General features: G+C 41.8%; 8 protein-coding genes. 3 read left to right on the top strand and 5 right to left on the bottom strand.

Annotated elements, in window-relative coordinates:
- Nucleotides 1-2,164: glycoside hydrolase family 95 protein (locus AC1DND_RS07065; RefSeq protein ID WP_477580272.1), on the bottom strand; the 2,164-nt coding region annotated here is incomplete at its 3' end.
- A gap of 224 nt (nt 2,165-2,388) precedes the next feature.
- On the opposite strand from AC1DND_RS07065, the gene AC1DND_RS07060 reads away from it, so the two are divergent.
- Nucleotides 2,389-4,542 (top strand): GH92 family glycosyl hydrolase, encoded by a 2,154-nt coding sequence (locus AC1DND_RS07060; RefSeq protein ID WP_477580270.1) that lies wholly within the window; start codon nt 2,389-2,391, stop codon nt 4,540-4,542.
- Between the two features lie 232 nt (nt 4,543-4,774).
- Here the strand turns inward: AC1DND_RS07060 and AC1DND_RS07055 are convergent, their stop codons facing one another.
- Nucleotides 4,775-5,149 carry a DUF2442 domain-containing protein gene (locus AC1DND_RS07055; RefSeq protein ID WP_477580269.1) on the bottom strand — a complete coding sequence of 125 codons (375 nt, stop codon included), beginning with the start codon at nt 5,147-5,149 and terminating at the stop codon, nt 4,775-4,777.
- Between the two features lie 12 nt (nt 5,150-5,161).
- Entirely contained in the window at nt 5,162-5,365 is a 204-nt protein-coding gene (locus AC1DND_RS07050; RefSeq protein ID WP_477580267.1) for a DUF4160 domain-containing protein, read from the bottom strand.
- Between the two features lie 731 nt (nt 5,366-6,096).
- On the opposite strand from AC1DND_RS07050, the gene AC1DND_RS07045 reads away from it, so the two are divergent.
- Entirely contained in the window at nt 6,097-7,287 is a 1,191-nt protein-coding gene (locus AC1DND_RS07045) for a cytochrome P450 (protein ID WP_477580265.1), read from the top strand.
- Nucleotides 7,277-8,026, top strand: a complete 750-nt coding sequence (locus tag AC1DND_RS07040; protein ID WP_477580263.1) for an SAM-dependent methyltransferase — start codon at nt 7,277-7,279, stop codon at nt 8,024-8,026. The genes AC1DND_RS07045 and AC1DND_RS07040 overlap by 11 nt, the downstream gene beginning before the upstream one ends.
- 287 nt (nt 8,027-8,313) lie before the next feature.
- On the opposite strand, the gene AC1DND_RS07035 is transcribed toward AC1DND_RS07040, so the two are convergent.
- Both AC1DND_RS07035 and AC1DND_RS07030 read right to left on the bottom strand, forming a co-directional pair.
- Nucleotides 8,314-8,886 (bottom strand): TIGR02466 family protein, encoded by a 573-nt coding sequence (locus AC1DND_RS07035; protein WP_477580274.1) that lies wholly within the window; start codon nt 8,884-8,886, stop codon nt 8,314-8,316.
- Between the two features lie 87 nt (nt 8,887-8,973).
- Nucleotides 8,974-11,780: RHS repeat domain-containing protein (locus AC1DND_RS07030; protein ID WP_477580261.1), on the bottom strand; the 2,807-nt coding region annotated here is incomplete at its 5' end.

Raw genomic sequence — 11,780 nt, 5'->3', positions numbered from 1 at the left:
CATTAGGAGACCTCACAATGCAATCTTCGCCTGATAACGATTTGATCGACAGTCTTATGACTTTACCATCTTTCCACTGCAGATCTGTAATTTCGAAGTTCCCTCTTGCTCTTAAACCCTGAATACTTCCTGTTGACCATTGATCGGGCAGGGCAGGTAAAAATTGCAATTCACCARCCTGGCTTTGTAAGAGCATTTCTGAAACGCCCGCAGTATAACCAAAATTTCCATCAATCTGGAACGGTGGATGTGCACAGAAAAGATTGGTGTAAATGCCGCCACCTTTGTTGTAATCGGTACCTGAGCCACCTACTGGTGTAATGAAGTTCTGTAATATTTTGTAGGCATGATTTCCATCCTGTAGTCTGGCCCAAAAGTTAATCTTCCAGGCCATAGACCATCCTGTCGATTCGTCGCCACGTGCAGTTAAAGTTACCCTCGCGGCTTTGGCAAGTTCTGGTGTTTTAATGGTGCTGATTTCTCTCCCTGGATGCAGACCAAACAGATGAGAAATGTGTCTATGTTGATCTTTGGGATCATCACGGTCGGTTTCCCATTCCTGCAATTGCCCCCATTTGCCAATTTTAGGCTTTAATAAGTGTGCTTTAAGGTCTGCAATGTGTTTTTTGTAATCACCATCAATGCCTAAAATTTCGGCTGCTTCTATATAATTGGTGAAGAGATCGTATACAATTTGCTGATCGTGCGTTACGCCATCTTCAGTTGGCCCATGCTCTGGCGACCAGCCCAATGGCGATACCAAAGTCCCATCTGGTCTTCTTTTCAAGTGGTCGTCCCAAAACTCCGATATCTCCTTTATAATTGGGTAAGCAAAATTCTTTAGATAATCCTTGTCTTTTGTAAAAGCATAGTGCTCCCAAAGTGCTTGTGCATACCACGCGCTACCAGGCGTGTTCCATAAAAAACTCATTCCGCCGAAAATATTATTTTCAGTTTTTACGGTCCAGCCACGGGTATTCGGATATTGTTTGCGTGTGGCAACAGCACTCACTTCCCGCATGCTGTTAATGTAATCGAGGTATGGGAGCTGACATTCAGAAAGATTGGTCGGCCCTGCCAGCCAATAATTCATCTGGATATTGATGTTAGAATGATAATCGCTGCCCCATGGCGGAGTATTGCTTTCGTTCCAGAGACCCTGTAGGTTGGCCGGTAAACCGCCCAGTCTTGATGAACTGATCAAGAGGTATCTTCCGTATTGAAAAATCAACGCTTCTAAGGCTGGATCAGGAGTCTTTTTATAATTGATTAGCCTTTGATAAGTTGGTAAACTGTTGTTTTTAATATCATGCTCACCTAAATTAATAGCCAAACGGTTAAATAATTGCTGGTAATCCTGAATATGTGCTTTTAACAGATTTGAATATGATTTTGTACTTGCTTGTTTCAGGATGCGGTCTATCTTTGAAGCCGGTTCTTCTCCTTTCCAGTTATCGCTACGTTTATTGCTATAATTCGTAGCAGCGGTAAAGAGGATGGTTATGGCATCGGCATTTGCTATTTTTAATTTTTCGCCATCATCGTCTTTAACTGCATGGCTGCTGCCATTTTCGATTTTAACCAAGGCAGTGGCCTGATAAGGCATTCCGTTGGATAACTTGCCAGTAAACTGGATGGTATTTCCGTTTACTGTTACATTGCCCTGATGTGCGTTTTTAAGCCTAACCGTGCCTGAGTATGATTTTTTCTGATCAGCAGTTAACCTTAAAACCATTACTTTATCCGGAAAGCTGCAAAAATATTCACGTTTATAGGTGGTCCCATTTTGAGTGTAATTGATGGAATGGACCGCATCCGTTAGATTTAATTTCCGTGTATAATTGCTGAAATTTTGTTCTTTATTATCGAAATCAATAAATATATCGCCAAAAGCCTGGTACATACCGCGATCATTTTCATCTCCGGTCCAGAGCGTATTATCATTAAACTGAATATGTTCGTGATTTACATTGCCGAAAATCATACCACCAATGCGACCATTACCAATGGGGTAGGCTTCTGTCATCCAGTTCTTTGCAGGTTTATCGTCCCAAAGCAATAAAGATGGTTTTTCTTTCTGTTGAGCGAAAACAGGCGTGAAAAAGCTAAAGGCTGAAAATGAGATTAGCGTGCAGAGAATAGCTTGCTTGCAATTAAAAAACATGTTGGTTATTTGATTAGTGTGTAATCAAATATATAGATAATCAAACGATTGCGCTGCCCGCTAAGTAGATGAATATATATCGATTATTGGCATACTATTCAATTATTTAAGCATGCGATAATTTGCACTAGCGAAATTTTAGTTGGTAACTATTATGATATTTTAGAATGGATTTTAATAGATTTTCTATATTTGATACGACACACTAAAACGTTTTATGTAAAATGAAATCGCTAACCAAATTGCTAACCTTAATCTTGGTTTTGAGCCTTACGCGCATATATACCGCTCAAAGTCAATCCAAAACAGCTTTTACCAAGTATGTAAATACTTTTATCGGCACAGCGCCCTTAACCGATTCTAAAATTTTAGGTTATGAGTTGCCACAGGGTTGGCGATCGTGGGCGGGTTTAACTTTTCCAGGTAGCTCATTACCCAATGCTATGGTGCAGTTAAGTCCGATTACCGAATTTGGATCTGGTGCAGGTTACGAATATGAAGATGATACTATTTATGGCTTTGCGCACACCAATAAAGGGCACTGGAACCTGTGCAACATTCCAATTCTACCACTATCTAATGCTAACGGTAAATTCGGATCGAAATTTTCGCACAAAAATGAAAGTTCGGCACCAGGTTTTTACCAGGTTTATCTCAATGATTATAAGATAAATGTAAAGCTTACTTCAACTTTGAGGTGTGGATTTCATCAATATGACTATAAGAATACCACTAACAGACAGATTCTTTTCGACATGGGAAAGGCCAATAGCAGGGTTTCTACATGGAATATCGAGCAAGTTAGTACTTCTGCTATACAGGGATTCCAAGGTGGAGAAAATGTATATTTCTATGCAACGGTAAATGCCAAGATCGAAAAACTTGATCAGACTGATGTAGGTAAACGCTCAGGCTATGCGATTATGCACCTGGCTGATGGCGGTTCAGCGCCTGTGGAACTTAAAATCGGCTTATCGTTTGTAAGTACGGCTAATGCCAAAGAAAACCTGGAACGAGAGATTGGCAACAAGACTTTTCAGGAGACTCGCAATGAAGCGACTGCAAAATGGGAAACGCTTTTATCTACCATACAGGTAAAGGGTGGTACCGAAAAGCAGAAGCAAATGTTATATTCTTGTTTGTACCGGTCTTTTTTATGGCCGGCTTTGCGGAGTGATGTAAACGGCGAATTTAAGGATGCTAAGCACAACGTTGTAAAGGGTAATTTCAACTATTATACCGAACCTTCCCTTTGGGATACTTATCGCAATAAGGATGTACTGCTGGGTTTAATTACGCCTAAGGTTACCCTGGATGTAATTAAATCGATGAAAGAGGTTGGCGATAAAACAGGTTTCATCCCAACGTTTTTTCATGGCGACCATGGCGCATCTTCTATTGCAGGCGCTTATTTGAGGGGAATAGATGATTTCGATATCAGGGGGACATATCAAATTTTATTACGTAATGCCAATGTAGATGGTGGCGCCCGTCCATTTGTGAAAGAATATATCGAGAAGGGTTATATCTCAGACCCTGATGTTAAAAATCCACATGTCGAAACCAAAGCCAAGGCGGGTGTTTCTAAAACACTGGAATACGCTTACGATGATTATTCGCTGGCCCAAATCGCTAAAAAACTGGGTGATAGCAGCAATTACCGCACCTTGATGGCGAGATCGAAAAACTATAAAAACATGTTTGATCCTGGTACGCGCTTTATGAGGGGCAGATTAGAGAATGGCGATTGGATCAAACCTTTTAATCCACAATACCCTTATTACGAATATATGTACAGGGAAGCCAACGCCTGGCAGGTTTCGTTTTATGCGCCTCATGATATGAAAGGTTTAATCAAACTATATGGTGGTGCAAAAGGGTTCGAATCTAAGCTAGATTCCCTGTTTACTGTGCCCTGGAACCCGAAATATATTGCAAGAAATGTAGAAACCATGATTGGTCAATACTGCCAGGGAAATCAGCCCGATCATGAAGCTCCTTTTGCTTATACATTTATCGGGAAGCCAGAAAAATCACAAAAAATTATTGATAAAATCTTAAATGAGCTATATGGTATAGGGAGCGATGGTTTGGCGCTTTCAGGGATGGATGATGCTGGTGAAATGTCGGCCTGGTATGTATTCAGTTCTTTAGGTTTGTATCCATTCTCCGCAACAGATGCCGAATATTTGGTTACGGCTCCACTTTTTGATGAGGTAAAATGGAAAACCAGTACAGGAAAATTGTTAACAATAACTAAACCTGGAAAGGGAAGGGGAATCACCAACATTAAAGTTAACGGGAAAGCAAATAACGGATATTTCATCTCCCACGATCTGTTTAAAAACGGCGGTAAGGTAGAAATTGGTACACGATAAGTTTATTTAAGCAACTATTTGTTTATTTGAAGAAAGAAAATATGGCTAGCAAAGCGTTCTCCTAAATAGGAAGCCGCTTTTTTGTTAAAACAAATTTCTAATACAAACAACCCTATCAATAAAAGCAGATTTGGTATCATAAAATTCTTAAATTAGAGCGTGTTAGAATTACTGAATGCTTAATCTGCTTTATTCAAGATTGTAAGAAAATAATAGCTTAATAGCGAGCCAATTATACAAAAGCAAGTTCTTGATTATCTTTTGATTGTAATCGATTCAGTGCTTCATTTATTCCTACTTCCTTGATCAAACCTTTTAATGAAATGTCTTCATCTATCAAACTCCAGCGGAGGCCAATACCATTACCTCTTATTTCAACTGTTTCTAACTCTTTCTTCTTGGCATTTTTTATTCTAGGGAAATGCTTTAATGCAACTTTAATTACCGCACTATTTGTCAAAAGCAAAACAATTAGGTTTAATTCTTTGCTAATGATAAATTGTTGAATGCGAATTCCTTTTTCAAAGATCAACTTATCAAACGGATCTGAAGACCTTTTATTTACAATACTGTCTGTATTTTTATTTTTATTTTTTGAAGTGTTCATTCCAGCTTTTAATTATTCCATCACATGTTCTTTTACTAATCCCATAATTTCTTCACGTTCACGAGGCTTGAAACCGTATACATATTGTTCTAAAATTGGATTCATCCAAATCTTGGCCTCTGCGTCACCTTTTTCTACATGTACGTGTATTGGCTCATTATTTTCATTACTGTAAAAAAAGAATCTGTATCCGAAGATTTCAAAGACTGTAGGCATATAACAAAAATATGGTTATTTTAGTTATTAACCAAGCAAGCTATTACATGGTAAGCTCTAGCTTACCGAAAAGGTTTGATGTAAAACGGTGTTTATTCAATTACAATAAATTTTAATATTTTAGTATAAAATATTGTCTGAAGCTCAGATTTGTTGATTCAAATATTTATTAATTTTAATTGCATGGCAAGATATACTGTAACACAAAGAAGCAGGTACCCTCTTGTTTTTATTGAGATAGCTGGCATCTCTATATTTTTGGCCTRTTGGCTATGTAAACATTATGGTTGGGATTGGATTATGGGCATTGCCATTTTCTTGACTTGTATTGTCGCTATTGGAATGCTATTTTTTCGATTCAAAGTTTTCCGTTATATTTTTTCGATTGTTTTTTCATTGGCTTGGGGATTTTTGGCCTTTATATTCGCTTCTAGTGTAAGCAAATCTGACTTAAGTCATTGGATAGCGCTCATCTTTGTGTTCATTATAAGCCTTTTTATCCATCGTAGCTATTTCTATATCGAAACAGGCAGTGAAAGAATAGACTTTAGAGCTTAGTGATCCGTACGTATCGATCTTTTCCAAAGCTTCCCTGGTATTTGGTTTGAGGGGTTGATTAAATTTACTTACATTTACGAAGAGAATGGATGATGTCTTATTGTTTTTCTGCTGTTCTACATTATATCTGATTTTCTAAATTTAAGCCATCTGGTCATTCCATTACCTATAACATGATAATAAACGCAGACGAACCTCGATATTCAATTGCTGATCCTTACCCATGGTATAAATGGGTTCAACAGGAAAAACCTGTTTTTAGAACGTCCGAAGGTATGTGGATGATCACAGGCTATGAGGATGCAATGATGTTATTAAGTGATCCCCGCTGTTCGCATTGGGGGCAGGACAGCAGAACTTTTCAGTATTTGAGTCCGGTTGAAAAAGCCATTGCGCAAACATTACATGCGCTGGCACCCGGTAATACGCCTGCATTTCGCAAGCAGATCATGCACCAGCTTGCTGCCAGAACGCTCCAAGTCGATGAAGATGACATGAAGCGACAGGCAGATGAAATTTTCGATGCGCTTCGTTTTTCCTCCCGTATGGAATTCATGAGTGATTATGCCCATCCATTTACATTCGGAACGATTTGCCGGGTAATGGGGATGCCACAAGAAGAGGTGGATGCGTTTTCCCAAATAGTGAGTCGCTTGCAAGGGGGATACCTGAGTTTTATTGATGAAAAATCATGGATAAATGGTGGGGACGAACAAAAAAAAACATTCATCGACACGCTGCGAAGGCTGATCGGGTTGAAACGGCAAACACCTGGTAAGGATTTGTGCAGTGCTATCCTCACCGTTGTGCCAGCTGATGACCGGAATGATTCTTATATAATTTCACTGATGGTGTTACTTTTTTATGCCGGCCATCAGAATATGATGAATTTTATGGGAAATGCTTTGGTAGCATTACAAGACAGAACTGAAGACCAGTCAATGCTTCGCGAAAGCTTGCCGTTTGCGATAAATAGCGTGGATGAATTGATCCGTTATGATTCTCCGCTACAATCCGTTTTGCTAATTACTCAGGAACCGATACATCTTCACGGCACTACTATTCCTGCCGGTAGCCAATTGCTCATTAGCATAGGTGCGGCAAACAGGGATCCTGCAAAATTTGACAACCCGGATCAATTAATATTGACCAGAAGACCAAACCATCTTGGTTTTGGCGCGGGTGCTTTTAGGTGTATAGGCGCGAGACTTGCGCAAATTCAGGGCGGTATTGGCCTGCACCGTTTTTTTGCGCATGTGCGCACTTACGCTCCTGTTGCTGATCATATAAGCTGGAGTCATTTCAGCGTTCAAAGAGGGCCATCTTCTATTTTATTGGATATAAACTGGAATCATGAAAAATGAATTGGCCACTGCGGGTGGTTTTATTGAGAGGTACGATCACATGATCCTGTCTGAAACCATGAAAGCCATGTATGGCAATTCAGGTTTTTATAATGTAGGCGATTGGACCAACAATCATGCGACCCTGGAAGCTGCATGCGAGGCGCTCGTCATAAAACATCTTGATCAGGTAGCAATGCAGCAGGATCCCATTAGGATATTGGATGCGGGATGCGGACTGGGAACGGGTTCCAGTGTCATTGCCCGACGGTTCAGTAACGCGCACGTTGTTGGTATCAATATTTCTGAAAAGCAGATTTCGTTTGYACAGGAAGTTCATGCTGGTATTGATTTCCAGGTGATGGATGCTACACGAATGGAATTCCCGGACGAATATTTTGATTTAATCGTCAGTGTTGAAGCTGCATTTCATTTTGATACCCGAAAAGATTTTCTTGATTGCGCTTACAGAAAACTTCGTCCAGGCGGTCAACTTATTTTTTCGGACATGTTGTTGAACAATACCGATTGGGTTGGAAACTGGTCTGTGCCGGCTGCAAACCTGATTACTGATATAAATAATTATACGAAACTATGCATCGGCGCTGGCTTTCAGCTACTCCAATGCATCGATATCAAGCATTTTTCCATAAAGGGATTTTGCAATTATCTCCGTACTTCAATGCAGCTGACAGATCTCGCCGATGGGCTTGAAGACTCGGTTATTGCCTACCTGCTAACGAGTTTGAAGAAACAATAATCATAAAAAAAATGATGGTCGTTATGGGCACAATTAAACGACAAATTGTTTGATATTCCGACGATGCATTCATCAACCTGGATACCAGACTATTTAAGAATGTCTGGCTGCTTGGGTTAACTAAGCATAGCCCGTACATAATCGTTCAGGAAGATTGTTGGGATCCTGTTTGGTCTTAAAGCTTTCGAATGCGTTTACCCGGCCATTTTGTTGGTTTCTGCGCTTCGCGAGCTCCTTCAGAAAGCCAGCGTTGAATGGGGGCTTAATAAGACATTTTTGTGAAATGGCTATACGATGATAATGTTGAAACTTAGCGCAATACGCTCGCTTGATGAAAGATTCTGGCCTACTGAATGCGGTATTTTGCTGTTAAACAAAATAAGACGCCGATCCTTCGGTGCATACCTTACCGTATTGAAGTTTTCGGGTTTTGTACGGGCTGATGCCCATAAATTGTCCGATAGCTCTTCAAACGAAAGATCACCGCAGTTCGGGGCCGTCCTGATGTAATAAACACCACTGATGTAAGATCCGTCATGTGTGTGCATACGTTCATAATTTCCGGGGGAGGAAATACTGACCCATGAATCGGAGATGGCGTACTTGTTGCCCGGCCGGGTTTCCAGGATATCAAGATATTGGCTGATCTCATTAATCAGTCCATTGTGCAAAACACTAAATTCGCTGCGCGCAAAAATGTCTGGGACAGAACCGTATGTAGTGTACAGGTTGGACCTTGTAGACAATGGAAACTCCTGCCTTAGCGAATGAGCGGCTTCGACCAGTCGCTCATTCGCATCTTCACTGATGAGTTCATCCTTATAATAAAATGCTTTGGGAAAGAAATATTCTATAGGCATATACAAGTCAGTTAATTATTCGTGCATTAATGAAAAATAACGTTATGTCAGCTGTTAAATCTTCAAAGGCAATTTTCAATAAGGTGCTCAATATCTGATCCGGTTTGAAACCTGCAATCCTCCAATTGATCCGCTGAGTGCCGAGCTAAATACGACCTGGCCAAGACCAGCATCCCAGTTATTGCCAAATGCCAGGTTACTGATGGTATTGTTGGAAATTCCAATTGCCTCGCTCTTGATTATCCCGGTTCCAATTCCCTTGGCCAAAGCTCCCCATCCGGCTGCTACAGGCCCATTAACAGCCAACCCTGCAAGCGCTGCGCCTTTCTCGGTAACCCATGCTCCTGCCTTTACAGCTGTTGCCATTCCAGGCTGACCGAAAACTTCTAACACTCCTGCGGCAGCGCGCGCTGTAGCCGTAAATTCTGTAAGTGCTACCTGGGCTGATTTTGCTGCAATACCCAAACCAGCTCCAAAACCTCCGCTTAATGCGCCAGTAAGCGCACCAATGCCCATCTGGATACCATAATCTTTCCAGCTAAAATCATCGAAGTGAAAAGCCGAATAGGTAATCGAACTCACACCGGCTCCGTAGAAAAAGCCGGAAAGTGCCGCCATTCCAACGGAAGCTGGTGTGCCCAATCCAACCGTAAGTACATCGATAACAGCAGCCGCCACGTCGATAACAACACCTACTAGGATTTCTACAGCTCCAATAACTATTCCTCCGATGGCACTGAAGAAACTACCGATAGAGAACATACCGGTTGGATCAATAAACAACACCGGATTGTTGGATGCGTAGATATAAGGACTGAAATACTGGCGACCAGGGTCGGTTGCTATAAACCTTCCGATGGCAGCACTGTAGAAACGGGCCCTGTAGTTGTACAATCCTATTTCCGAATCAAATTCCTGACCGGTGTACAGATAAGACAGGAACCCGGGACTCGGCTCATTGACATTCGACAAAGCGCCAAATGTGAGGTATTCGTATGAGGCAACCACATTGCCAGTGAGATCGATAACCGCCCTCGCAGACCCAAGATGATCTTTTAGGATATGATACAGATCAAGAGTAGTACCGTCAAACTTTCGCATAGCGATAAGTCCACCAGGACCATAGACATAGTTCACAGAGGACCTTGTTTTTCCATCTGCACTGATAAAGATCTCCTGTAATGGCATTGCGCTCGTACCCCGGACATATAATTTTGTGCCGGCAGGCGTAGATCCTCCCGTAACGGTTTTTAGCAATCGTTCGTTACGGCAACCGTAAGTGAAATTCAACGTGGCACCACCCTGTGTGGTATCTGCAATACTTACAGCCAGCATAGTAGCAGGGTCGTAAGTAAAGCCCAGGGCAAATGGTTTGCTGATCTTTGAATCAGCTGTGGTCATTAAAATGGCGTTCCCGTTATGGTTATAGCCAAACTGTGCGATCACCTGTGAGTTATTGACGTCACTAATGGTGTTTACCTGTTGGCTACCTTGGTTATAGGCGTAGGCACACGAGATACTACTGCCCGAAAAGTTCTGTATGTTGCCGTTTGAATCATAACTTACATCAGGTGCCGCGGATGGGCTGGCTGGTGGGTTTGTCAGGGCTTTCGCGTTCTGTAGCTGGCCAATGGAGTCGTAGGCATACTGTAGCTGGTCATTGGCCTGGCCACTAACCTGGGCTGCAGAAGAAGCAATGGTGCCATCAAAATATCCTGCGCCGCCATAGCCTCCCGATGTATAAGTAAGGGTTTCCTGGAAAAGGCTTGAGCCTGCCTGGTTCTGATTATTGATGTTCAGCAACCAGTTTGGTGCATTGAAACCATAGGTCTGTTTGATAGTTGCATTTGCGAGCGCCAAATGATTTTCCAAAGGTGTACCCGTTGCATCATAGCTGAAATTTCCGATCGTACTGGTTCCCGATTGGCCCGGTGTCTGAGATGATATCTCGTCTGTAATGCCGGTAATCTGGTTCAATGAATTTAGCTGGTAAAATATAGAATAGTCATAGGTTTCATTCGGATATTGAATTTGGGTAATGGTGCCAAAATCATTGTATTCGTAATTAACAACCCGGTCGTTACCGCTATCAAAAGAATTCACGGTCAGGGTGTCGGAAATTACATTGCCAAAAATATCGTAAGCGAGGTTTTCCGTTACATCTGCGGTTCCGGTAGTACCATTATTGGCTTGCATGGAAGAAATTCTGCCGATTGCATTTGAACCAATACCACCTCCATCATACACGTTCTTTTGTCTCCAGGTCGGCGTATTCTGTGGCCAGAGTGGGTTAGTATTGGCATATTGCTGCAACTGCTGTTGGTTCCAGGTTCCCGCAATGTAGCCGGTTTCAACAGGGCGGGAGAGGAGATCATACTTTATATAAATGAAATTTCCGTCTGCTGCTCCCTGCGGATCCTGTTTAAAGCGAATATTCCCAGCCTGGTCATAGATAAATGTAGCTGGCGCATTCGTTCCTTGCTGCAGTGTGAGTAGCTGGTTTAAATAATCGAAAGTCTGTAGTGTCACCCAATCGTTCTGCACAGAATTGGCAGGTGGGTTGAAATAGTTTGGAGAGCGGACGATTGTTGGGTTGCCAGCATCATCAAAGCCGGTTTCATTTTTGATTTCGGTGCCGTTAGCAGACACATTTTGGATCACCTGATCAAGCAATGTGCTTACCTCGTAGAAGACGTTGCCGTTGGGATTCGTTGTTGTCTTTTTCGAATAAATCATAACTCCCGGCTGGCCAGCTACAGCACTATAACTCGTATAGGTGCATTTGCCACCATTTACGCTGAAATCTTCGCCAGGCACACTTTCCTGGACTACTCGGGCAAGTGGAGATGTTTCAAATGTTTGCCTTGCAAATGGATAACCATTATCAGCAGGGT

The organism is Pedobacter sp. 01N416, assembly GCF_056399685.1.
Note: the sequence above shows the minus strand (reverse complement) of the source record. Positions and strands in the feature narration are given on the sequence as shown.

Bases quoted from the DNA above. Each gene is read 5' to 3' on its own strand.
- AC1DND_RS07060 (WP_477580270.1), top strand. From the start codon at position 2,389: ATGAAATCGCTAACCAAATTGCTAACCTTAATCTTGGTTTTGAGCCTT.
- AC1DND_RS07055 (WP_477580269.1), bottom strand. From the start codon at position 5,149: ATGAACACTTCAAAAAATAAAAATAAAAATACAGACAGTATTGTAAAT.
- AC1DND_RS07050 (WP_477580267.1), bottom strand. From the start codon at position 5,365: ATGCCTACAGTCTTTGAAATCTTCGGATACAGATTCTTTTTTTACAGT.
- AC1DND_RS07045 (WP_477580265.1), top strand. From the start codon at position 6,097: ATGATAATAAACGCAGACGAACCTCGATATTCAATTGCTGATCCTTAC.
- AC1DND_RS07035 (WP_477580274.1), bottom strand. From the start codon at position 8,886: ATGCCTATAGAATATTTCTTTCCCAAAGCATTTTATTATAAGGATGAA.